This window comes from Bacillus sp. FSL K6-2944, from assembly GCF_038005385.1.
GTDB lineage: Bacteria > Bacillota > Bacilli > Bacillales > Bacillaceae_G > Bacillus_A > Bacillus_A cereus.
Map to the genome: position 1 here is coordinate 40060 of NZ_JBBOTE010000010.1, position 23926 is coordinate 63985.

The following is a 23926-nucleotide window of genomic DNA, read 5'->3' on the forward strand; positions in this document are numbered from 1 at the left end:
GGCTTCACATTTCAATTCATTATTTCATTCCAATTGGTCTAGATATTTCTGATTCCTTTATGTTTATGCCTTTTTGCATCCCTTTAGAAAATGGATTTGTATATAAATCATTCGACGGAACAATAAAAGCTATTATTTAATTTGTACAAATGGTGTAGCACCGCCGCTTACTTGTGGTAATTTACCATCCCACTTTTCAATCTTTTTAATCTCTACTATCTCAGGAGAAAGTGATTGTTTCAAGATTTCGTTTGCCTGTGCTTTTCCCTTTGCTTCTTCTATATCTCGTTCTGCAGCAACAATAGCCTGTTTTTTCTCAATTTCTAGTTTTTCTAATTGCTGTTGTGCATCCACAACGCCTTGTATTGCTTTTGCTGTATTCTCATCTGGCTTTGGTGCCTCTAGTGTAACTGAATCAACCATAAATCCAGTATCATCTACCATTCCCCGAAATTCTTTTTCGATTGCTGCATTTATTTCTCCTTGATGTTGAAATACTTCTAAAACGGAGTATTTTGAAAATACATGAAGTGTTGCTTTTTTAATACGAGTTTGTAACCAGCCGTTCTCAATTACATCAGGCGATTGTCCTTTAAATTTATTATATATTTTAGGTAGCTTTTCTAGCTCATTTGCATAGTCATAAGATAAACTAACTGCTAGTGGTTTACCGTCTTTTGTTTGTACATTGAAATTTTTTACTCGTACCGTTTCCGTAGAAACTGGATATTCTGTTACACGTTTAAATGGTGAGACAAGATGCCACCCTTGTCCCAATGTTTCTTTTTCAACACCTGTACTTCTATTATAAACTACACCTGCGTGTCCCTGCTCAATTACTTTTACACTCATCGCGATTAATCCGACAACTATTACAAGCCCTATCCCTACTATAATTGCACCCATTTTCTTTTTCACTTATTGTCTTCCTCCTTGAAGATATTTTTTATTTGTAAGGCAACATTACCTATCCATTCAAAAACGCCTAACTTTTCAGCTACGAACCAAACGAGCGATAAAATCATCACTAATAATACAACACCAACTGCCAATGAAAACATAAGATGTCTCCTTCCTTATGACACTCATTCTTATCCCCTTTGATTACATAGGTACACCAGGTAAGAAACTTGTAATTAACATCATAATTGCGGTTAAAAATGTTACTTTCATGATCAATAAAATAATAATGGGTATAGCTGCTTTTCCTTTACTTAACCCTGCTGTAATTTGCAAGCCTAACCATATTAAAATTAAATTCCATATGTAAAATACTTCAATTGTATTGGCAATTCCAAATGCAATTGTACCCTCAGAAAGTATTGCACCTAAACCTGTATATTGAGTTGAGCCACCACCCACTAAAAAACTGATCACTATATTTATAAGTCCACCAATAATAAAAATAACATTTGTATATACAACGATACTTAATAATTTTTTATAAGTGGTATCATTTCCTAAAAATATCATAAAAACTTTGTAAACTCCTGCAATAAATAGTGCTCCAATCATTGTCCCAATAAAATTAGAAACGATTCCAGAAATGATTTCTCCAGTGAGATTACTTTGTCCAGCAACTTCCCCAAACTTTTCTCGCATTTGGACCACCTCAGGTGATGTATACATCACGTACGCACTTAAACCTCCTAAAAGACCTTGTAGTATTGCTACTAAAAAGAATATACCCCAAATTTTTTCCTTTGTTTTGATTCTTTCAAATTGTAGGCCCGGAGAAGTAAACATTCCCAATAATGATGGTTTTTTCTCCCATTCTTCTAATTTTACATTTGATTGCATGACATAACCTCCCCCATTCTATTCCAATAAAATTATGTATATAACATTCCCATGCTTACTTTAAAGTTTATACCTTAATATAAACACAAGGATTATATAAGTTCTTAATACAAGTTCATTTGACCTTGTATTAAGAACTTATAATTAATATATAATGAATTTACTAAAAAATCAATAAAAATTTAATACGTTTCGCTAAATCCTTTGTTTCATAAACTTTGAAAAAATCAATCCATTTGATTTTTGTAGTAGTTCCAACTGTATAACAAACAAAAATCTTGCTATGAAATATAGCAAGATTTTTTCAAATACAACACCTATTTATTAAATTATATAAATATTAAAAGTGGAATTACACGGTCCGTAAAGGTGTACTTTTACAGATGCATAGAAACATAGGGAAAGACACGTCCATAAAAGTTAGTTTTCCTTTTTACAGACATCTTTAATTTTTATATACCTTTACAGATATAAATGAGCTATAATTGTGGTCGAGGTGAAAGGATTGCAAGATAAAAAGTTTGGATATGTCAGAGTTTCCAGTAAAGACCAAAATGAAGAACGTCAGATTGAAAATATGAAATATCTTGGAATAGAAGATCGGGATATTTTTATTGATAAGCAATCTGGTAAAAATATGAAGAGAGAAAATTATCAAATGTTAAAAAGATTGGCTCGTACGGGGGATACCATTGTTTTTGATTCTTTAACAAGATTAGGTCGTAGCATGAATGATGTGTTAGAGGAATTTCGGTTCTGTTGCAAAGTTTGAGAAAACATAAACCTGCCTACAAAATACGGTTGTAGTTTAAGCAGTTCTGAATAATTTCTGTAATTCATTGTACGTCGAAAAACAGAAGTTTGATTGCTGCAAACTTCTGTTTTGTTTATATAAGGCCTGAATTGTTTCAATTCCTTTTATCGTACGTGAAGCATGACGGATACTTTGAAATCCCGAAGATTTGACAAAACGTCGTTTTACGTGTCTATGATCCTGTTCAATGAGGTTATTGAGATGTTTAACGGTACAGTGTCTTGTATGTGTATAAAAATCATCTTTTTGTAATTTTTTAAATGCACAAAGTAAAGCCGGTGCCTTGTCTGTGGTGAGAACCGTTGGTTCTCCAAAAGCGTTTACTAATCGTTTCATAAACATGTAAGCGGCTTGATGATTACGTGTTTTTCGAAGTTGAAAGTCCAGTGTGTGTCCATCACCATCAATAGCACGATATAGATAACACCACTCTCCTTTCACCTTTATATAAGTCTCATCTAAATGCCAAACATGGTATGCAGATTTCATTTTCTTCTTCCACATTTGATAGATGAGATTGCCATATTCATGCACCCAACGCATAATAGTTGTTGGATGAACGGAAACACCACGTTCTTTCAAGATTTCAGATACATCCCGATAGCTTAAAGAAAAACGACAATAGTAGCCAACGGCTACTAAAATAATGTCCTTCTTGAACTGTTTTCCTTTAAAATATCCCATGCAACATTCTCCTCAGTACATTTTCTCTACAGTTTAGCTTCATTTAAAAAACTTTGCAACAGAACCATCTGTTACTTCTTTCCCAGCTCCGCTATCTTTCACCTTCTTAATTTCTTTCTTGAGCGAATCAATCTTCTTTTTCCCTTGATCATAACGCATATCTGCCATCTTCTGATCAAGCTCAGCTTGCTTCATTTGAAGATTAATCTCTTCATTATCATAAGAGAATAACTTCGTACCTTTCTCTACCTCTTGTCCCTCTTTTACCTCAATATCTTTCACTTTCCCTTTGGCCGGATCCGCATAGAAACTTTCAATATTCCCAGGCTTCACCTGACCAGAAACTAACTTCGTATTATTCAGCTTACGCTCTGTCACTTTCTCAAAACTTACAGCATCAGCCGTTGTTGATGCAGCCTTCTTCTTACCTTGCATAATAAAAATATTAACTGCTGCTACAATAACAATTAGTGCAATAACTCCGATAATAACCCATTTCTTCTTGTTTGGAGTACGAACCGTATTTGGTAACATAAACTTGCTCCTTTCAAAATTAAATACCACTAAACATATGGTAATTATTTAATATCGCACGAAAATACAAAAGGAATCAAAACGATTCAACGTACAATGAATTACAGAAATTACTCACACTTGTATAGAATTCAGCTATACCTCACCCTAACTCTCTACCTGTAAAAAGGTTAGAACAGAACCTATACTATTGTTTAATTTAATTTTTCTTAAAGATTCTATAACATTTAATAAGATAACTTGAGGGTGTTGCAAAACTCATAAATATCCAAACATACATGCATAAAGAAAGCCGTCTTCCTGGAAGAATGATAGTATCCCAAACTATCTCCAGAAAGGACGGATTTACTAGTATGATAACCAATTTTGAGGAAAATCAATCGATTTTACATATTTTATTTGCGTACGTAGACAGTTTAACACTTGGAGGCGTTCCGCCTGTTACAGGTCGCCCACCAATCTGCAGAAAAGCTTTACTGAAATGTTTTTTCCTGAAAATTGTATTCCAAATTGATTCTTTACACAAATTAACTCGTTTTTCACATCAATTTCCTTCCTTTCGTGCATCTTGTGGGCTATCTTTTGTTCCTCATATTTCTACTTTTTCACGTGTAGGAACTTGGTTTCGTGAAGAAGGTATTCCAGTCATTCATGAAAAGGTTCTTCAGGAACTTAACTTGGAACTAATTCCGTGCGTTTTAATTGATAGCACGGCCTTACGGAGTAGTTTGTATGATTCACAAGCAAGGTGGGGGAAATCGACTCGTTATGGTTGGTATAAAGGATATAAGGCTCATGTTTGTTCAACACCAGAAGGTGTTGTGTTATCTTACGCGTTTACAACAGCAAATGTACACGATAGCAAGATGGCCCCTGTATTATTTCAAGACATAGCAGACAAACATGTATTGTTTTCTATTGCAGACGCTGCTTATGATAGTCAACATATTTATAAAATTACAGGTATGTGTGATATCTTTCCGGTAAATTCCATTAACCCACGAAATGGCGAACAAATTAAAAGTTCACATCGTCGTGGGTTATCACATTTTGTAACTACAACCTTTGGGAAACAGTTAATGAAAGAGCGTGGGAAAATTGAACAGCAATTTAGTAAACCCAAAGATAGAGGGCTGGAACAACCTCGTTGGTATGGTCAAAATCGCTATCTACTGCATGTTCAGCTAGTTTTTCTGATTCATAACATTGCATATTTATTTTAGTTTTGCAACACCCTCTACTTAGTATTAAGACTGCGAAAATAATATACCTACAAGTACTGTAAAAATTATATTTGTACATACAATTATAATTACCGCTTTATTTCTTTTATTATAATTACTTTCTTTTACAGCTAAAAAGACTCCTAAGGCATATATAAACAAACTCCAAATCCCACAAATACTAAAGCTATTCGCTAACGTCGAAAACAAAGAGTCATGTTTTGATGACAATATTGCAATGGAGGTTGGTGAATAGGGAAATATTTTACCTATGTTTATAGAAATAATTAATTTTAATAATGAATCCACTAGTACAGGCATATATGCATAAAAACCAATTATCATTAGTTTCCTGAACTCCACATAAGAATCGACAATTGTTAATAAAATATAATTAATAAGTGAATTTATAACTACACCTAATAAAGGTGAAATTACTCCTAAAAATACTGCAAAAATTAACATTATTGTTTTTAAATACTGTAATTCTCCTCCAGTGTCAACACTAGGCAAAGCAAGTACTGCTAAAGCTGCTAAAATTGCTGAACATAACCCTATTACAATAACAGGTAATATCAAATCAAACTTTTTCATATTCTCTTCTAATATTTTTTTCGGAGAGAAGAAAATATGAATAAAACTATTAATTTTCATAAACAAATTCTCCTTTAATTATATCTGATAATTATAATATAAGAAATTAAAATTAATCCTCATGTTTTACAATATTCAAAAAATTACTTAGAGCTACACAATTAAGTTGTCCAACTAATAAGTATCGGGGAAATATAAGCTTCTAAGATTGCTGCAATTATAAACAAAACAATAGAAATGACAGCCATAAAAATGCCATTCCTTAAGTGTAATTTTATATTTATCTTTTTATTTCTTAATAAATAATAAATTATACATACAGGATATAAACCTATCCCCCCCACTAATATAATAGCTGGAATTTCAAAAATACCATGCACTAAAACACTTGTAAATGCTACACCATACGAATGAAAATCACCCACCGCAATAAATGTTACACCGAGAAAAAAACCATTTAAGAACAAATAATATATCGTGCTCAATGACATAGTAACTAACCCACTAGCCACAAATAGAGCACTTTTCAAGTTATGATCTATATAGTTAATGACGCTATTCTGTACACCTACAGTTTTCCCCACTTCAATCCCCATATATTTTGAGAGTATTAGTCCCAAAATCAAGGCAAATACATAAATACATGCTGAAGAAAAAAATAATTTCCAAAAATGTTTTTTTGAAATCCACTTATTAAAGCTTTTAACCCCCATAACTCGCTTCTTAAATTCATCTCTTTTATTATTTTTCTTCATTTATATCTTCACCCTGAACAATACCTATTAAGGCCTCTTCAAAAGAACGATCATTTTTTAAAGTTGATACTAGTCCCTCAAAGATTACATTCCCTTGATTAATTACATAAACACGATCGCAAATATCTTCCACAATATCTAATCGGTGAGAAGACAGTAAAATACCCGCTGAATTATTTCTGGAATAATTCAACAAAAAATCTTTTGTAGTTTTGGTAGACAAGGCATCGTAGCCATTCATTGGTTCATCTAACAATACATACTTAGGGGAATCAATTATTCCTAATATAAGGGCTACTTTTTGTTTCATGCCATAAGATAAATTTTTTATATATTCATTTCGCTTCTCTTCCAATGAAAATAATTTTAACAGCGGTTCAACCTTTCTCAGTATGTCTTTAGTACTCAACGAATATAGCCTTCCCATAAAAATTAATGTTTCTTGAATAGTTAACATATTATATAGGTACAAATCGTTGGGTATATAACTTATATTTTTATACGAATTATCATCTATATTATCAATATGTATATCTCCACTTTTTATCTTACGAATACCACTTAAACACTCTAATAAAGTAGTTTTACCTGCACCATTGTGCCCCAGTAATCCAATAATCTCTCCTTCTTTTAAGGATAATGAAATGGATTTTAATGTATCCATTTCTGTACTTTCATATTGATATATTAAATCTTTTACAACTATCATTTAAATTTCCAACCTTTCCATAATGGTGCCCTTAAAATAATTAGGATTATAACATTCCAAATTAATGTAGTAATTAAAATTACCTGTATATAACTGTATAGAAAATCCTGTATCTCTATCTTCCCAGCATATAAAAATGCTACTTTTGTACCTATAAAAGCAATATTTATTACTTCATAAGAACGTATGAACAGATTTTCAGTTAAATGTCCAAGAATCGATGTATTAACCTTATCTTTACTTTCCCAATTAAAATCTGGAAAACAGGCGCTCCCTAAAATAAAACTCAGAGTTACTGTTAAACAAATACATAAAGCACTTAACAAGAAGCATACTATTAAGAAAAATGATACTTTTATAAAGAATAATAAAATAAAAGTTGAGATAAGAATGATTGGGAATATCGTTAGAAAATGTAAATGAAATTTAGCTATATAAATAAAATATGGATTTTTTAATCTAGCTTGGTATAAAACAATCCAACTCTTTTCTAAATCAATACTAGATAATTTCCCTATTTTAGCTGATAATAATCCAGCTAAAACTATTTGATGGGATAAAACTATTATTATAAAAATACCTTGATGATGTTCCTGTGAAAAATTCATAGAAAAAGCAGTTATTACTCCTAAAGAACAAGCAGAAGCAATAAGTCCTCCCTTAATAAAGCCTAAAGATAGACTTTCCCCTCTAATTAATAAAAGTAAGTCTTTAAAAAAGATATTAAGAACTTTTGAATAAACCTTTTCAGAAATAAATAATTCAGTGAATATTGAATCCTTTTTTTTATCCTTAATTTGTTTATCTTCTATTTTGTATACATTAAAATGACATTCATATTTTCTTAATAAAAATATATTAAAAACTAAAGAGACTATGATTAATATGGGTAGCCACTGATACCAATAATCAAAAAAATTAATAAAATAATCTGACTGATTCAATACGTTAATCCAAACATTAAGTAAATTTCTATCAAAAAAATATCTTACGACTATAAAAGTTATACAACCAAAAATAAGTAACTTAAACAGAAAAATAAAACTACTTGTAACTATAGAGGAATTAGAATTACCTTTCCCAAAAATATATGTCAGTAATAGTATTGTCATTCTAAAAAACAGTGCAAAGATCACCACACCAAAAATAGTACAAAAACTATACCCAGACATTTTCACACCTGAAATTTTTATCATTGCGTAAAACATACCACTATGTAAAGGTAGTACAAAAATTAATATATTTAAAAAATAGGTATCAATCAATTTAGAAAATTGAATGTTAAAAGTACTTAAATTTCTTAACTTTAAAAGTTGAATGTCATGAGAAAAAAATGCACGAAGATACACATCATTAAAAGAACCTTTTATTAAAGAAATAAATAACAAAATATAGAAAATGGCATACATCTTTTTCATTAAACTTACTGATAGTGTAATACCACTTATTTGAACAAAATGAAAACTAGATAAAAATGTAAAATAAAAAACGAAACCCAATACAATTGAAAGTGTAATAATAATTTGAAGAACCATCTTTTTATTTAAAACTGCATAAGGGTTATAACGAGATACAAGCCAGCGAAAATGTAAAATATGTTGCATAAATATAATTGTAAATATATTGTTAACTTTACTCATCTAAGAACTCCTTTAAAACTATAATATAAGAAAGGCTACTATTCTCATGATTTTCCTGCACTAATTATTTTAATAAAAAATAAGACCATCTCAAGAAAGGAGACAGTCTTATTTTTTAAAGTTAATTACCAAGCAATAGCAGCTGTAGCAGCAGTTTTTTTCATTTGATTCTTAATTAACATATAAACTGCGCCTACTCCAAGTGCAAAAGGTCCTGTCGCCGCAATGATAATAGAAGCTACTGCCCATGCATCCGCTCCATTATTCACTGCATTGTATACCTTCTTTGCTGTGCTTTCAGGAAGATTAAAATTTTTCGCAATCTCAAACATAACATCTAATTCCATTAATTGTACCTCTTTCTATTTATGTTTTTTTATCCAATGTATAAGGACATTTGAAGTATATAATAGCCATCTTAACAATGCAATATAAAAATAAACAAAAAATCATTTATTTTTATTTATATATAATGTATATAAAGCAAATAAGTTGTACAACATGGCGAATGCAACTAATACAACCCATGTATAGTCAAATATTCCGGTCGCCCCATCAATAATGTCATTTATACCATTTATCAGTAAAAATAGGAGAACAAATACTAGAGTAATTGTTATATTCTTTTTCATTAAAATCTCCCCTTCAATTAATTTCAAATACTTTAATATATTTTGGGGTTTCTTGCCTAACCCCCCCCCCCCCCCCAAAAGGTATATTAGCTTGTTATATTCCCTAAAATCCTAATTTTAGGGAAACGATTAGGAACCCTGATTTTTCTAGTTTAGAACACTCCCTATTTATTCTCCCTAAATTTAAGCAACTTGAGAAAAAGATGGCTGTAACAAAATCAGCGTTATATCGTGAAATCGAAAAACGTGAGCTACTGAGGAAAGTTTAACTTTGCTGTATCTATCTTTGCAAATAGCAATACCTAAATATTCATGAATTGGGTAGGATAGATGGATCTAAAGACATTCCTTTGTATAAAATTAATCATTAATGTCCCTTTTGGATGCGATGGGTACAGAGAAACCCCAATCAGCAATTCAAAAAAGAGGGTTAAAGTAATAAAGAATTTTTCGAAAAATAACGGTCTATACAATTCTTTTCAAGGGGAATCCCTCTTTCCTATAGAATCTATACAACATACCATCTTTCAAGGAGTGATTCCCATTGCCGGAAAAAGTACGTATCGAAGAACTGAATACATGGATTCCCTTAGCTTCTTTCGAATCTCTACCTGCGGAAGAACAAAAAATGCGGCTGCAATATTGGAAAGAACATTTCACAAACAAAGAAATTACCGCAGGTTTAGGCACATATAATAGCAAACTATACGATTTGTACAAAAAGCATAAAATTCCAACGCAAGGAACAGCGCATCCAAAGCGAAAAGGAAAGAAGAAACACCAACTGATTCAAAACTTTCTCCTATCACCGAACCTGTCCAAACGCAATCAATTGCACCCACTATCCCAATGCAAGATGCACCCGTAATTCCAGAATCTGAACCCACAACGATTCCATTAGAACCTATAGAACAGGTAGAATCCTCTATTTCAGAGTCCTTTCATATCCATTATGCAGGACGTAAGTCTAAACAAAAGGTCATTCATCAATTACAAACCCTTGTTACTCTGCTAGAAGAAGAATCACACGAGCAATACCAGTTCTCGATTCAAATTGAAACAACATGTTTAAAATAAAAACAGACAAAGGATGCAAACACCTATAATTTTCTTAACCTTTTGTATAAAGTACAGCTTGTATGAGAAAACTGTTAATCATCCATAATATGTATTCCATTTTGAGTAGCCATTATTAGCTACTCTTTTTTATTACTTACTGTTCACTTACAATACTTTTTCAAATGGGATATCACCATATATATTAATTAGGATGCAGAATATTTTTGTATCGTTTCTAGGACAGCTGACACAATACTTTGCATATGTTGATGCAATTCCATTATTTGTAGCAATAATTTTTCTCTTTTATATGTTTTCATCTCACGCACCATTCCTACAGAAAGTCTTTTTATTTCTTGATATGATTCTGAACTTTCAAATGCTACTGTCTCTATATATGCTAATTTCGGAAATGAATTGTGCTGTTCTTGTTTCTTGCTCTCCCATTGCTGAAATACATATTGAATCCATAGCCGGATTTCTTCTTGCATAAGTATGAATTTCTGTATTTGCTCTTCTTTTTTATTGCCCCTCATTACAGTTCACTCCATTCTATTTCCATATCAAAAACCTCTCAAAATAATTTTTTTATGTTTTATTTTGAGATCCCCTTTGTTTCTAAAACATATAGCTCATTCACCAAAGAATCATATTCTCTTCGTGTGATTTGCTTTCTATACAACTGAATTAATAACTCTTGATGTGCTTTTGAAAATGCCATTTTGTCAACCCATTTGGGATACATGCGATGCCTCTCTCCATTTCTGTTTGAACATTTTGTCACATTGCATTATTTTATCTCGATATTCAAGTTCGTTCAATTAAAAATATATTTTTTTGAAAATATCAATTTACAATTGACTTATAAGTCATTACAATAGACCTATAATATAGGAAAAAGAGGACATTAGACCTTTACAACATATAGGAGATGCATATGAATGACATGAAACTACAAGATGTTATGACCACTAACGAAGCAAGCTATCGATGGAATATTAACGAATCCACCTTACGAATGCGGATTAAAAATAGTCCTATAATCGACGAGTTAAAAACACAAGGATTAATTAAGTATTTCCTGAAACCCGGAAACAAACGTGGAGAATATTTATTCACTGTTGAAGCGATGGAACGTCTTTATGGTAAAGAAAAAAGAAGGTAATAGAAAGCCCTCAGCACCCACCAAGACTGCGAGGACTTTCCACAATATCATTTCCATTCAGAAAGGATGACAAATATGTCAAACGCTTTACAAATTAAAAATGATGAAGCTATTGTATCACATTCTGAAAGACCACAACAGACACCTCAGACGCCAAAAAATAAGCTACTTACCAAATATTACGCACTGTGTGAATGGTTTGGAATTGATGGTTGTAACGAGTCTCAACTATACTTTTTCGGTACTTTTCTTGCACCTATTATTCTATTCACAATAACGTACGTGATGGGAGGTGTCTACTATGGCTTCTAATGGAAGCATTAACAAAATTAACGTTGGGGATTATGTAACATTTTCTTACCGTCATAACCCACCTCTGCAAGTAACAGGATACATTGTAAAGGTACTTGAACATACTAGTATGGTAGATATTTCTGAAATGGAATCCTTTTTCCAACTTGGAATTGATGGACGCCAAGTTGTTCGACATGAGCAATATAAACCCGTTCCATTCAAATCCTGTAAAAAGTGGCACAGTGAGTATGTACCTATTTGATGTGAGCTATTCTGTGGATGGAAACAACTTTTCAAAGTCTTTTCTGCTGGCTGAGTCGGGAGATGGATTTGAACTCCAACAACAGTTGCAAACCTTGCTGGAACAAGAACACGTTGCACCTGTATACATGATGGAAACAGATTTGGAAGAACTATAACCGATCATACAGCATACACAAAAAAAGAGGTGAAAATATTGATTAGTTTTCTCATAAGTGGTTCTGTTGTCTTATTCTTGGCTGGTGTTTTATTTACATTTCTAAAAAAAGGATTATCTATTTTTTCTAAATGCGCACTGATCGGATTAAAATTATACGGTATCATATTTGTAGGTGTCCTCATCACGTATGTATTCTATTGCTTTCACTATTATGCGCAATAAGGAGGCGTTTTTTTGAAAATTAGTGCCTATACACTTTCTTATACCATCGTAGCACCAAGTGGAGAAATATACCCGACACAAGAAGTAGTCATGTATACAGCCTCACAAGAGCGTGCGATTCAATTACTAGATGATGAAATGCAGCGAAGATTAGGGAAGGGATACAATCGACATATCTCTTGTACAAATCAAGAAAAAGAAGAACACGAACCCATCCAACTGTCCCTTTTCTAACGATAAAAACCCTTCAGGTCGTTAGCTTACCTGAAGGGAAAAATCGAAACAAATGCCTCCTGCTTGTAGGCATTTGCTATGGGTGTTCAATATAATGGAATATATGGAACACCTTGATTGTATCATATACTCATATAGAGGAATACTGGAAAATTCATCATGTATTCCTACACAAAACCCCCTTGGAATCGCATGAAACATGCATCTGACTCTCAAGGGGATTCCCTTTACACACCTCGCCACTACTCTCTTATTCTATAGCCATTCCGTTGCCAAGACTGCGTGCTTTGCTTTGCTACGCCTTACCTATACTAAAAAAAAGAGCAGGCATACAATACAACGTCAGTATTGTGTGCCTGCTATCCATAGGGATTTTGATTTGTATTGAAGCTACTATGAAAAAAGTAAAACATGTTAAACTCCGCATAATTGGAAGTCATATTAATTGATCTTCCCTATTATACAGCAAATATCGACGGGATGACAGAGAAAACCCCTTATTTCAAATGTTTCCCTTTTGTTTTACATGCTTTTACATTATAGTACGTGAAATTATTACTTTTCTTTTTAACCATCTCCAATCCCTCACTTCATACAAAAAGCGAAACCCCTTGCGAGAGTAAGAGTTTTCGCTTTTTTATTTTACTAGCATACCCTTTACAACAAGTTGCAATTTATACTTCAGTGTAGTCGCAACTTGTAGCTATTAATATGTATGCTATATTCCGCAAAATAATTACATTTTAATTATCCATTTTACTATTATTAATCTATTCATCAGCATTCACTTTTATGTCCAAATGTTTCTTCTGTATAAAAATTGGACATCTTGGACAACCTTGTAGCAACTATTAAAATATAAGGGTGTTAATTATGAACTGGTTTAATTTAGGTAAAAAGCGAAGCAAATTTGGACGTTGGATAGACAAACAGTCAGACATCACTCAATTAGATTTAGAAAATACTTCAAAATTAAGTAGAGGAACGATTTCTAGAATATGCAATGAAGAATCCTATCAACCTAAATATTCTACAATTTTTAAGATTAACAAAGGATTAAGGATATTGAAAAAAGACGTTAAATATGAAGATTTTTTTTAGAGTAGCGTATATGCTTACCATACGTCTTTCATTAAATATGTCTGCACATACACATTATGTTTCAGCGCATAATTCATTAATTGCTTCTCCCTACAGTCAGATATCGTACAAAAGATGATGATGGGCTTAATTTTCTGTTGCTTCTGATAAATGTTAGTTAAATAAGCATAATACTGTATTTTCTTTTCATTCACTTTCATGTGCTGAAGCCGATCTATTTCTACAAAGTGGGGGACATTATCTTTTGTGAAAAATGCGTCTGGGACAATTGTTTTTTCTTCTCCTTGATAGCGCAGCGTGATGACTTGCTCTGTTTTCCAATCAGGAAAATCTAGCCACATCCATGCTTCATTACGTAATAAGATATGTTCTAATTGATGCTTCTTTTTTCTTTCTTTTGCCTGTATGCCGAGTAGTGCCATCCCTTTTTTATTGAGATAATACACATACTCTCGGTTGTGCGAAGTCACATGACAGTAGGAGCGTAAATCCTTCAGAATACGATTGGCATTCCGAATGCTACCTAGACAATGAATGGCTTGCAACTGTCGTCTAGACGCAAATTCTAATTTACTTAAACTCGATAAAATCTCGATTTGTCTCGATTTTTGTTTCAGTTTTTGATGTTTCAATTTGTTTCACCACCTCGTAAAATATAGTTTAGATAAAGCTTTCTGTTTTTAAATCACCCTCATGTAAAGCTTAAACTATACCAAAAGATTCCTTACGGAATTTGTTTCGATACTGTTGAATTTCTCAGATACAATGGATGTATGGAAAGGATCCATCGGGAATTTGCTTATCACCCCTGTAGCAGTGTCTACGATACTAAGTCTGTTACCCGAGCCATTGTTATCACTACCAACACACTAGCTGTTTCGATAGCGAATTGGGCTTTTGAATAGTAGTTCAAAAGGTAGCCCCCAAAAAGCTGTCATTGTATTCTTGTAGGCGAGGTTGTGGTTACGCAATGAGCTTCTGGGAAATCCCACAGTATCGAAGCATTTTCTAAATTATTCATGAAAGGAGGTCCTTCCAAATGAAATTATTTGTTGGTTTAGATGTCAGCTCTGAAAAACTAGATGTTTGTTTTTTATCAGACGATGATAAGTTGACAATCCTTCTGGAAGAGAGTCTAGGTAATGACATAGAAGGTGCCAGCCAAATCAAACAAAAAATCTTGACATTTCAAAAGGTCTACTCGTTTTCTCAAATTGTGATTGGTATGGAGTCCACCTCTATGTATAGTTTTCACCCTGCAACATTTTTTAACGAGGATCGAGAACTACAACGTATCAATACCGTCGTTACAATTGAAAATCCTTTTCGAATCAAACAATTCAGCCGAATATTTGATGAAGATAAAACCGATAAAAATGATGCGATGCGAATCGCTGACTTTTTAAGAATCCAACGGTATACTACCTCTCCAATTAAAGAAGAGAAATATATGGCGCTACAACGCTTAACTCGAACACGTTATCAACTAATTGGACAGCTTGTAGAAACGAAACAGCATTTTCTTGAAAATTTAACTTACAAATGTAACGCGCTCACGCGCGAATTGAAAAATAGTAAAACGACTTCTTCTGTATTTGGCGCAACCTTACTGTCTTTAATGACAGAAGATTATGGATTGGATGAGTTAGCCCATATGCCTTTAACAGATTTCGCTTCTTTACTTCAAGAAAAAGGAAACGGTCGATTTAAAAATCCGGAAGGATTAGCGAAAACAATTCAACGCGCCATTACGATGTCTTACCGCTTAGGTGAAGTGGCTCAACAATCTGTCAATATTATTTTGAGTGTTCTTGCCCGTGAAATCCGTGCACTAGAAGCTAGTATCAAAGACCTTGATAAGGCAATTGAACAGCTCGTCATTGTCTTACCAGAGTATCAATGTCTGACAAGTATTCCGGGTATTGGCAAAGTTTACGCTGCGGGATTACTTGCCGAAATTGGACAAATTCAACGCTTTGAAGATCAAACAAAACTAGCTAAATACGCCGGATTAAGTTGGAAAATCAAGCAATCAGGCAATTATCAGTCTGAGAATACACCATTAACCAAACAAGGCAATCGTTATCTTCGCTATTACTTAGTTGAGGCTGCCAATTCAGTAAGAAGATATTTGCCTGAATATCAAGTGTTTTATCAAAAGAAATACAACGAAACACCCAAACATCAACACAAAAGAGCCATCGTCTTAACCGCAAGAAAATTTGTGCGTCTGGTGGATACGCTACTACGTAACCATCAACTCTACACGCCACCAAGGAGCGTGATAGAAAAATAACCCTTGGTTATTGATGCACCCTTGGAAAACGGCCCGAAAAAATTGCATTTTTGGTCGGGTCTATTTCCGTATGCTTTAAAAAATTGCACCTAGAAAAAATCAGTCTTGTTTTACTCTTGACTTATTACCACTAGACTTATACTGTTTTAATGTATTCCACATTTCCTTATTGGACAGATAAGGCACTTGAATTTCTTCTACACGATCTGTTTTGAAAAGCGCTCGCCCTGGTATGGATGGAAGTTCTTCTAATCCACTTTCATCTATCGCCACCTGTGAAGCCACTACGGTCGGTAAGCGGAATCCAATCTTGGCATCACTATTTTGTTTAATCTGTCTCGGTAATGTATCAGAAGTCGGGTACTGGGTACAAAAAATCAAGCGAAACCCCAATGCTCCGCCAATCCTCGCTATTTCCGATAACATTTCTTGACACATATAGAGCATATCTCTCTTTTGTTTTGGCAATCCCTGTGTTGGACACAAGTTCGCTGATTCATCAACTATAATGAAATAGCGTTCTTTGATCGGCGTATCTACAATGTTGGTAAAATAAGAATCTTTCATGCGTACTACCTGTTCCACCATCTTTTCACGAATTCTTGTCAACATATGTTAGTGATAGGTAAGGATTTGAAGTTATCTCTACCTTTTCCCCCACTCCACACCGTACGTGAGACTTTCATCTCATACGGCGCTCCATCTAATTTGTTTATTGTTTAATTTTTTCTAAATTACAAACTCTTCGATATTGGTTTATTCGTTTAACTTGTTCCACAGTCAACGAATGTTTTTGAAAGTAAGATTCAATCGTTTGTTTATTTGTCATATGAATTAATCTATGAAGTTCTTTATGAATGATTCTAAGATTTGCGTATTCATCTGTTCCACCTAATTCCTTCGGAATATAATGGTGGCAATGCAGCTCACTTGCTGGTAAAAATTCTTTAAGTATCTCACATTTTCCATTCAACATAGAATACCTTGCCATTCGATTATCCAAGTATTCTATACTTTCATTAGGGATATTTGCAGTTAATAGTTTCTTCATTTCGCTTAACACCAATTTATTTAACTCAATATGTTTGGCAATCCTTCGGCCTTTTTGAGTGTAAGGCGTTTGAGTTTGCGTGTAATTCCATATAGTTGCTGTTTGTATATCCGCTAGTGGAAATAAGTAAATACCACATACTTTAAATGTTCGATAATTATTTTTAAAGAATTTTGTATACACCGGAGGTGCATTGATTGGAACTTCATATTTTCCGACACCTTTTAATCGATTGAATATTACTAATGATAGGTTAAATGCAAGCTGTTTCATTTCAATATTTACATGTGTAACGTACCTAAAATAGTTACGCAGTCCAAGTACATAGGCATTATATAATTGCACATTTTTCCGAGTTGATGACAATTGAATAGCTTTTATTCGCTTTTTAATCTCAAGTTTGATTTGCTTCTTTTTCTTATTTGATATCCTAGAGTTACACACCCATTTGTTTCTTTTGGGTACTACATATAATGAATATCCTAAGAACTCAGATTTATTTTTCCTAAGGTTGATTATTCTAGATTTTTCTGGTGAAATATCCAACTTCAATCGTTCCTTGAGATACATTTTTGTCGCGAAAAACCATTTTTGTGCCGTTCGGAAATCCTTTGCCATAATTTTTAAAGTGAGTAGACCGAGGGAACCTCCCCCTCAGTCTCTCTCAGAACCGTACGTGAACCTCTCAGCTCATACGGCTCCCATTATTCATTGCCGGTAGTATTCCATATTTCCAATGCGCAAATAGCTTACGCTCTCGTTGTGCAATAGCGCCTAACCAATATTCTGCTTTCCTTCGATGTTTTCGCTTCTTATATTTCCGCCGAACCCATTTTACTAAGCCGCTATTGATATACCGCAATACACTATACATTTCTGATTTATAGAAATGTCCATAATAATTAATCCATCCCTGGATTTTCTTATTAAACATGTTGGAAATATCCTGTAATGTTTTATCTGCTTTCAGCTGTAATCGCCAACTTCTCACTTCTTTCCTAATTGCTTTCTTAGCTTTATCAGCAATAGCTGGTGAGAAGTTTGTGAAGAATTTTCCATGTCTGTTCTTTGAGTGCCTTGGTCGAAACGTATACCCAAGAAAATCAAAAGAAGTGTTCGGATAGTTCAGTTGTCTATCATCATCTTTACAATAGGCAATTTTCGTTTTCTCTAAGTTTAGCTCTAGTCCAAACAATTTAAATCTTTCTTCCAGTCTTCGTTGAAGATATTTTGCTTGTTTCAATGAAGTGCAATGTGCTATTCCGTCATCTGCGTATCTTGCCCAAGGAATACTTGAAAATTCTTTTACCATAAAATCATCAAATGTGTAGTGGAGAAACAAGTTCGCAAGAACTGGACTGATGACTCCACCTTGCGGTGTGCCGGCTGTTCTTTCTATTAAGCTTCCATCTTCCATTTGGAAAGGTGTTATTAACCATCTTTGTACATAGAGCGTAACCCATTCTTGGTTGGTATGACGCTTTACCATTTCTATTAGATAGTCATGTCGAATGTTATCAAATAATCCTTTAATATCGAACTCTAACACCCAATCCTTCCGCCAACACCTTTTCCTTGTCGCTTCAATTGCTTGAATCGCTGACTTATTTGGTCGGTATCCATAAGAATCTTCATAGAACAATCTCTCCACGTTCGGTTCAAAATAGAGTTTCGCTACCATCTGTGCCACCCGGTCTTCAACTGTTGGAATACCTAATGTTCTTGTTCCTCCATTCTTTTTAGGAATAGCTACTGCTTTCACTGGTTTTGGAAAATAACTTCCTGAGGACATACGATTCCATAATTTGTACAAATTATTCTTCAGGTCCATTTCATACATTTCGATGGACTGTTCATCCATTCCATATGTCCCTTTATTGGCTTTTACTCGCTCAAATGCCATCATTACAACATTCTTTGAAATACCAAACGGTTTTGTTTCTTGCATAAGCTCCTCCTCCTTTCAAAGTTGGCTTATCCTTGAAACTGAATAACCTGGATTCTTCGCTCCACTTCCATTACAGAAGCTTCTTCACTACTACAATCCAATCTGCCCCTATGACTGCATCGGTACTCTTTTCTTGTGGTTCTTCCACTTGAAATACTCCCTTAACATCAGTCCGTAGGTTCCCACGTTCCATACAAATGCCTGTGTTATGTTCATGCCACCTTTATGCCGCCCACCACTTAGACAGTAAACAGGTTTCCTCTAAGCTTATCCTAGGTTAACGACTACCCCCTAGTTTTGATGGAATCTCTACGCTTTCGACATTTCCGTAAGTGGTTCACATGTTCGTTCATCTCCATAACACACACCTGACAATTCTTGATTGCCTTTTCCTTAACGCTCAATACCATAGCTTTTGACTACAGCACCTTAAGGTGGTTTGAAATCTCCACCTGCATGGCGACTTCGACGGGCCCACCGTCATCATTTGTACAGCATAGTTGCTTTGAGCAGTCTAGCTACTCACGCACACTTTCGTGGCGCACAATCATCTGCATAACGAACAATAAATCCTTGTTTCAGTTTAGTACCTTTCATCGCTCGCTTTTGATTTGCATTATTTGTATATGGATATGATGTTTCAAAATGGTGCCATTGGCTTGCTATCCATTGGTCTAAATCATTTAACACTACATTGGATAGTAATGGCGAGAGTATTCCACCTTGTGGTGTTCCCTTTTTTGGAATTCCAAACCCCTTAATTGGTGCTTTTAGAATTAAATAGATAAGTTTTAACACTCGCTTATCCTTAATCCCCATATTCCACAATTGTTTTAAAAGTAATGTGTGATTGACGTTGTCAAAGAATCCTTTTATATCTATATCTACCGCGTAATGAAAAGTATTTCTACTTATCAAAAACATTACTCTAGAAATGGCATGTTTTGCTCCTCTTATCGGACGAAATCCATAACTATGTTCGTAAAACTTCGCCTCACAAATTGGCTCCAAAATTTGCCTAATCATTTGTTGAATTAACCGATCAAACATTGTTGGAATTCCTAAAGGTCTTCTATCTCCATTGGGCTTAGGAATAAAAACTCTCTTTACTGCTTTTGGTTTATATAACTCTAGTTGTTTACAAACTAATGATAAAAACTCTTTTTTATACATTGGCTTATAATTATCTATCGTGAACAAATCCGTGCCAGCAGTTTTGGATCCCTTATTAGATTTTATTGTTCGGTATGCTAAAAGAATATTGTTCTCCGAAACAATCAATTCATATAGACCATGAAATGATTTATTCATCAGACTTTTTTCATATAACCTATCAAATATTTCTTGCATATTGTAATATTCCCAATATCTCATTGTTGTGCTCAACTGTGGAAACCTCCTCGGTTTTTGCCCACATTCCTACCTGACCATTGAGCTTCATTTTCTTAAAATTAAACATAAAACAAACCAGACTTGGGGCTATCCCTCCACGTTCATTAGACGCTTCAACGGTACTGTGCCCCTACCTTCACAAAAATAAAGGAATTTCGGCTCATCACCTTATATCCACCTGCCCAGTAGTAGCTGTTTTCATGTAGCAGTTTTTTGCTTCCCACGTTCCAATATATCTAGCTATTCATGATAACCGTAGGTGTTTGCTATAAGCCTGTAGAGTTTATAAGCTCATCGTTGCTTATCCCGAATTTCTGCCATCCGACCCTTACTTTTCGGTGCTCTACCACACTCTTGTGTGCTATACCTTTCGGTATAGTGCAATTTTAGACCCGTACATTCGCAAATTCGTCAGACCCATAAGAGCCATTCTCACCATAGTTATCTTTTCAGCCATCCGACCTATCCTACACCATATGATTAAAAATCACTTAGGCTCGTTCAGCCGACTTCACCTAGCTTCATACACAAACTGTCTACTAACAAGTCATGCATGTAGGAGTATTAATGGAGTTGTTTCAATTCAACATGACGATTTTCATTCCAACTCTCGATATATTAGTTATTGTTGCTTAAGATAAATTCCAGCAACACTCTCACTTCACGTCTAAACGCTTATAGAGAAACGTGTCGCGCCAAATGCTTGCATGGGATTCTCCGCCACTTCTTCTACTTGCAATAAGTCCCTGTAGGGACTAAACTCTAGACCTTCTTTTAAGTCAATCACATAGAATTTCACATGATTGGGTTGCTGTAAAATTAAGTTCGTCATCATATTTTTGAGAAAAACTGTCTTGCCAAAACGAGTCATCCCACTCACGCACATATGCGGTGTTTTTTCAAAATCATGATAAATCATTCGATCTAACGCTCTTCCCATGATGACGTTCCATGTCTTCTCTCGTAACAATTCACTGGACCAATGCCATTTTTCAGGAATACATTGCTGGAATACTCGTATAAACAACTCCCGTTGTTGAAAGGAAATCATCACGGGTTTATACAACCCTTCCTCTAATACTTGCGCTAATTTCTGTATGAGCTGACTCGGCACACCTAATGGCAGCCGATAGATAAACGTCGTACTGATATCGTCCTCTGTTTGTTTCAAAAATACAGGGTACTGCATTTCTCCTTTATGTTGTACGCACACTTTCGTAATTTCAAAAAACGCTTTGATTTTCTTTTTATCACTTAGCTCTTTTCCCTTATAAAAATACGCCACTGTCAAAAACGTAATTGGTACGAATAAAAGCGAAAACATATACTCCATACCTCCCTAGAGGTAGTTGGGGTTATGTAGTACATAAGAAAGAAGTTGTTTCCATGCATTGCGACAGCTCCCTTCAACTACCCGATAAAATACTAGCGTAGAAATACATCGAGCATATCACGTAGCACATACCACACCGTACCAATTAACAAGCATTTGAGACCCGTACGTAGCATCCAATCAGGAAGGTGAAGCCCTTTTCTTTTCAGCAATTTAATACCCATAACGGTTGCTCCTGTCACGCCATATACAATCCCTAATTCGCCTATAATGGTCATGTTATCGCCATCCTTTCGGTTGAATGGATAAATTCCCTTGGGCATCCTTAAACAACTGATAATCTTCTAATAATTCATTCCAAGATACCGGATGCTCTGTTCCGTATAAATCACCTTCAATTTTTTCACTCAAATAGTAGTACCCTCGGTATTGTCGATCTAAATACACCTCATGCCGCAGCATATGCTCCTGTATCGCAGTGATATCCTCCTCTTTTCTCGCCCCCCTATACATTTCCTGTAACGTTCGAGAAGAATACAAATAAGGCGTACTATACAACATTTGGTATTGATTCATATATCCTCACCATCCCGATAAGATTCTAGGTTCTTTAAATATATATGAAGAGATAGTAGCAAAATAAAGTTGTACACAGAAAAAAACGCCATTTTCTAAAATAGCGTTTCTACTCAAGGTTATATTTTTTCATCAATGATTGATAGGGAAGCGAATATCTCTTCCGCCTGAAAGGCTCCTCTTATTATCAGATATCGGTTTTGCTTCAGGAAGCATTTCTCCAGTAGAACGATTAATCCAGTTCGAACAACTATTGATGCGCCATTCTTTATTTTCTTCTATCCACTCGATCCAAGTTTCAATATCTACGTTTTGCCCGTATACACTGGGAGGATCATTGTACTTCACATATGTAGTGACCGTTTGATTAGGCTGATCGATTTGGCTGTATTTGTCTAGCACTTGAAATGTTTGAATCCCTCCTTCTTTTGTTGCATCTCTCCAGTCTGCAAGGTACGAATACTTCGGCAACAACTCTTCCTGCACACGTTTCGTTAAATATGTTTGTTGAATTTCGCGCACCTTTTCATCAGATACTTTATAGCCTTCTTTAAACACATACGGATTTAAATATTCTTTTGTACGTTGCTCAACTACCTTCACATCTTCTGCTGTTACTTTCTTTTTAGACTCGGTCTTTTTTGATGTTTGTTGCACTTCCTGTTTTGCTGCCTGCTGGGCATTCGGGGAAGCACCGTTTTTAGCTACGATGATTCCAACCATAACCCCCACTACAACTAACAACACACCAATGACACTATATAATACCTTTGTCTGTTTCAAACTATTCACCCTTTCTCATTATAGTTCCAATCCTCTGTTTTTCATTTTTTGCCTTCTGATTTCTTGTTGGTGCTCATATTCTCTTTCTTTAGCTTCTTGGCGCATTTTTTGACGCGTACGCTCCAGAATATCTGATACTTCCAGCAAGCCATCTAAACGATTTTCTTTCTCTTGGAATTGATGATACGACAACTTCAGTTCTTCCAACTCTGCTTGGCGTGCTTCCCCATTTTCTTTGACTAACTCTTGCTTGAGTTGTAGAACCTCTTTCGCTTTTTCAATGCGCTCCTGTACAGCCTGATACTCTTTGAGTAATGTTTGATCTCGTAGTACCACTCGCTTGAACGTATTTCCTTTTGTTTCTAACTCTTTCTTCTTTTCTTCCGCTTGCGCTAAGATTTGTTCTGCCTGATGTACTTTCGCAAATTTTTGTACCACCGCTGATACATGCGAAATACTGTGCTTCACGTGCAATTTTTTACGAATAATTTTATCTTGTAGGTCTTCCAAGTTCCCTTGACGATTCACAAAATCGTACACCGTTCCACTTTCTTCATTCCACTGTTTCATTTGAACCAATACTTGTCGCTCTTTTTGACTCAGTAAATGACGATTCGTATACAAGTCTTTCAGCTCTGGATACGTTTCTCCTACATAGCGAATCGC

The 23926-nt window shown here is 34.5% G+C and carries 25 protein-coding genes and 7 pseudogenes; 10 read left to right on the top strand and 22 right to left on the bottom strand.

Annotated elements, in window-relative coordinates; all coding sequences use genetic code 11:
• Positions 1-132 precede the first annotated feature (132 nt).
• The 3 genes from MHH55_RS35315 to MHH55_RS35325 are packed head-to-tail and all read right to left on the bottom strand — an operon-like array spanning position 133 to position 1800.
• Positions 133-918 (bottom strand): prohibitin family protein, encoded by a 786-nt coding sequence (locus MHH55_RS35315; RefSeq protein WP_078186569.1) that lies wholly within the window; start codon positions 916-918, stop codon positions 133-135.
• Positions 915-1061: a hypothetical protein gene (locus MHH55_RS35320; protein WP_023523677.1), complete on the bottom strand. Its 147-nt coding sequence runs from the start codon at positions 1059-1061 to the stop codon at positions 915-917. The genes MHH55_RS35315 and MHH55_RS35320 overlap by 4 nt, the downstream gene beginning before the upstream one ends.
• Positions 1062-1104: 43 nt before the next feature.
• Positions 1105-1800, bottom strand: coding sequence for a Yip1 family protein (locus MHH55_RS35325; RefSeq protein ID WP_023523678.1), 696 nt, complete (start codon positions 1798-1800; stop codon positions 1105-1107).
• A gap of 505 nt (positions 1801-2305) precedes the next feature.
• Here MHH55_RS35325 and MHH55_RS35330 point away from each other — a divergent pair.
• Positions 2306-2557 (top strand): annotated as a pseudogene (locus MHH55_RS35330) (recombinase family protein); the annotation flags it as partial.
• A gap of 51 nt (positions 2558-2608) precedes the next feature.
• Here MHH55_RS35330 and MHH55_RS35335 read toward each other — a convergent pair.
• Entirely contained in the window at positions 2609-3298 is a 690-nt protein-coding gene (locus MHH55_RS35335; protein WP_078187878.1) for an IS6 family transposase, read from the bottom strand.
• A 66-nt stretch (positions 3299-3364) separates the two neighbouring features.
• A pseudogene (locus tag MHH55_RS35340) lies at positions 3365-3832 on the bottom strand (efflux transporter periplasmic adaptor subunit); the annotation flags it as partial.
• 353 nt (positions 3833-4185) lie between these two features.
• Between MHH55_RS35340 and MHH55_RS35345 the strand changes: the two are divergent.
• On the top strand, positions 4186-5055 hold the full coding sequence (locus MHH55_RS35345; protein ID WP_340882739.1) for a transposase: 870 nt from the start codon (positions 4186-4188) through the stop codon (positions 5053-5055).
• A gap of 24 nt (positions 5056-5079) precedes the next feature.
• Here MHH55_RS35345 and MHH55_RS35350 read toward each other — a convergent pair whose 3' ends face one another.
• From MHH55_RS35350 to MHH55_RS35370, 5 genes are all read right to left on the bottom strand, one after another.
• Positions 5080-5709, bottom strand: coding sequence for a YIP1 family protein (locus tag MHH55_RS35350; RefSeq protein WP_078187876.1), 630 nt, complete (start codon positions 5707-5709; stop codon positions 5080-5082).
• 101 nt (positions 5710-5810) lie between these two features.
• Positions 5811-6404, bottom strand: a complete 594-nt coding sequence (locus tag MHH55_RS35355) for a stage II sporulation protein M (RefSeq protein WP_078187874.1) — start codon at positions 6402-6404, stop codon at positions 5811-5813.
• Complete coding sequence (locus MHH55_RS35360) at positions 6391-7113, bottom strand: ABC transporter ATP-binding protein (protein WP_078187872.1); 723 nt, start codon at positions 7111-7113, stop codon at positions 6391-6393. The genes MHH55_RS35355 and MHH55_RS35360 overlap by 14 nt, the downstream gene beginning before the upstream one ends.
• The gene (locus MHH55_RS35365; RefSeq protein ID WP_078187870.1) at positions 7110-8753 is read right to left on the bottom strand and encodes a hypothetical protein; all 1644 of its coding nucleotides are present in this window, start codon (positions 8751-8753) and stop codon (positions 7110-7112) included. The genes MHH55_RS35360 and MHH55_RS35365 overlap by 4 nt, the downstream gene beginning before the upstream one ends.
• 125 nt (positions 8754-8878) lie before the next feature.
• Entirely contained in the window at positions 8879-9100 is a 222-nt protein-coding gene (locus MHH55_RS35370) for a circular bacteriocin, circularin A/uberolysin family (RefSeq protein WP_078187868.1), read from the bottom strand.
• 829 nt (positions 9101-9929) lie between these two features.
• Between MHH55_RS35370 and MHH55_RS35375 the strand changes: the two genes are divergently transcribed.
• Positions 9930-10253, top strand: a complete 324-nt coding sequence (locus MHH55_RS35375; protein WP_254849837.1) for a hypothetical protein — start codon at positions 9930-9932, stop codon at positions 10251-10253.
• A 397-nt stretch (positions 10254-10650) separates the two neighbouring features.
• Here the strand turns inward: MHH55_RS35375 and MHH55_RS35380 are convergent, their stop codons facing one another.
• The gene (locus MHH55_RS35380) at positions 10651-10980 is read right to left on the bottom strand and encodes a hypothetical protein (protein WP_340882744.1); all 330 of its coding nucleotides are present in this window, start codon (positions 10978-10980) and stop codon (positions 10651-10653) included.
• 401 nt (positions 10981-11381) lie between these two features.
• Between MHH55_RS35380 and MHH55_RS35385 the strand changes: the two genes are divergently transcribed.
• From MHH55_RS35385 to MHH55_RS35410, 6 genes are all read left to right on the top strand, one after another.
• The gene (locus MHH55_RS35385) at positions 11382-11609 is read left to right on the top strand and encodes a helix-turn-helix domain-containing protein (protein WP_078188141.1); all 228 of its coding nucleotides are present in this window, start codon (positions 11382-11384) and stop codon (positions 11607-11609) included.
• Between the two features lie 75 nt (positions 11610-11684).
• Positions 11685-11921, top strand: a complete 237-nt coding sequence (locus MHH55_RS35390; RefSeq protein ID WP_078188140.1) for a hypothetical protein — start codon at positions 11685-11687, stop codon at positions 11919-11921.
• Positions 11911-12165, top strand: a complete 255-nt coding sequence (locus MHH55_RS35395) for a DUF2187 family protein (protein WP_340882746.1) — start codon at positions 11911-11913, stop codon at positions 12163-12165. Before MHH55_RS35390 ends, MHH55_RS35395 begins: the two co-directional genes overlap by 11 nt.
• Positions 12152-12322, top strand: coding sequence for a hypothetical protein (locus MHH55_RS35400; protein WP_199664374.1), 171 nt, complete (start codon positions 12152-12154; stop codon positions 12320-12322). The genes MHH55_RS35395 and MHH55_RS35400 overlap by 14 nt, the downstream gene beginning before the upstream one ends.
• 236 nt (positions 12323-12558) lie before the next feature.
• Positions 12559-12780: a hypothetical protein gene (locus tag MHH55_RS35405; RefSeq protein ID WP_065486452.1), complete on the top strand. Its 222-nt coding sequence runs from the start codon at positions 12559-12561 to the stop codon at positions 12778-12780.
• An 873-nt stretch (positions 12781-13653) separates the two neighbouring features.
• Positions 13654-13881, top strand: coding sequence for a transcriptional regulator (locus tag MHH55_RS35410; RefSeq protein WP_078188154.1), 228 nt, complete (start codon positions 13654-13656; stop codon positions 13879-13881).
• A gap of 14 nt (positions 13882-13895) precedes the next feature.
• Here the strand turns inward: MHH55_RS35410 and MHH55_RS35415 are convergent, their stop codons facing one another.
• A complete protein-coding gene (locus tag MHH55_RS35415) occupies positions 13896-14513 on the bottom strand; it encodes a replication-relaxation family protein (protein WP_078188153.1) in 618 nt (205 codons plus the stop codon).
• Between the two features lie 407 nt (positions 14514-14920).
• Between MHH55_RS35415 and MHH55_RS35420 the strand changes: the two genes are divergently transcribed.
• Entirely contained in the window at positions 14921-16177 is a 1257-nt protein-coding gene (locus MHH55_RS35420) for an IS110 family transposase (RefSeq protein ID WP_078188167.1), read from the top strand.
• Positions 16178-16312: 135 nt separating this feature from the next.
• Here MHH55_RS35420 and MHH55_RS35425 read toward each other — a convergent pair.
• From MHH55_RS35425 to MHH55_RS35470, 10 genes and pseudogenes are all read right to left on the bottom strand, one after another.
• Positions 16313-16811: pseudogene (locus MHH55_RS35425) on the bottom strand (FtsK/SpoIIIE domain-containing protein); the annotation flags it as partial.
• Positions 16812-16889: 78 nt separating this feature from the next.
• A pseudogene (locus MHH55_RS35430) lies at positions 16890-17852 on the bottom strand (group II intron reverse transcriptase); the annotation flags it as partial.
• A 61-nt stretch (positions 17853-17913) separates the two neighbouring features.
• Positions 17914-19176, bottom strand: a complete 1263-nt coding sequence (gene ltrA / locus MHH55_RS35435) for a group II intron reverse transcriptase/maturase (RefSeq protein WP_078186612.1) — start codon at positions 19174-19176, stop codon at positions 17914-17916.
• Positions 19177-19246: 70 nt separating this feature from the next.
• A complete protein-coding gene (locus MHH55_RS35440) occupies positions 19247-19369 on the bottom strand; it encodes a hypothetical protein (RefSeq protein ID WP_277680442.1) in 123 nt (40 codons plus the stop codon).
• A gap of 353 nt (positions 19370-19722) precedes the next feature.
• A pseudogene (locus MHH55_RS35445) lies at positions 19723-20562 on the bottom strand (reverse transcriptase domain-containing protein); the annotation flags it as partial.
• 706 nt (positions 20563-21268) lie between these two features.
• Positions 21269-21892: pseudogene (locus MHH55_RS35450) on the bottom strand (FtsK/SpoIIIE domain-containing protein); the annotation flags it as partial.
• A gap of 101 nt (positions 21893-21993) precedes the next feature.
• Positions 21994-22179: a hypothetical protein gene (locus tag MHH55_RS35455; RefSeq protein WP_078186611.1), complete on the bottom strand. Its 186-nt coding sequence runs from the start codon at positions 22177-22179 to the stop codon at positions 21994-21996.
• 1 nt (position 22180) lies between these two features.
• Positions 22181-22477 carry a hypothetical protein gene (locus MHH55_RS35460; protein WP_078186610.1) on the bottom strand — a complete coding sequence of 99 codons (297 nt, stop codon included), beginning with the start codon at positions 22475-22477 and terminating at the stop codon, positions 22181-22183.
• A gap of 132 nt (positions 22478-22609) precedes the next feature.
• Positions 22610-23269, bottom strand: coding sequence for a hypothetical protein (locus MHH55_RS35465; RefSeq protein ID WP_078186609.1), 660 nt, complete (start codon positions 23267-23269; stop codon positions 22610-22612).
• A 9-nt stretch (positions 23270-23278) separates the two neighbouring features.
• Positions 23279-23926: pseudogene (locus tag MHH55_RS35470) on the bottom strand (MobQ family relaxase); the annotation flags it as partial.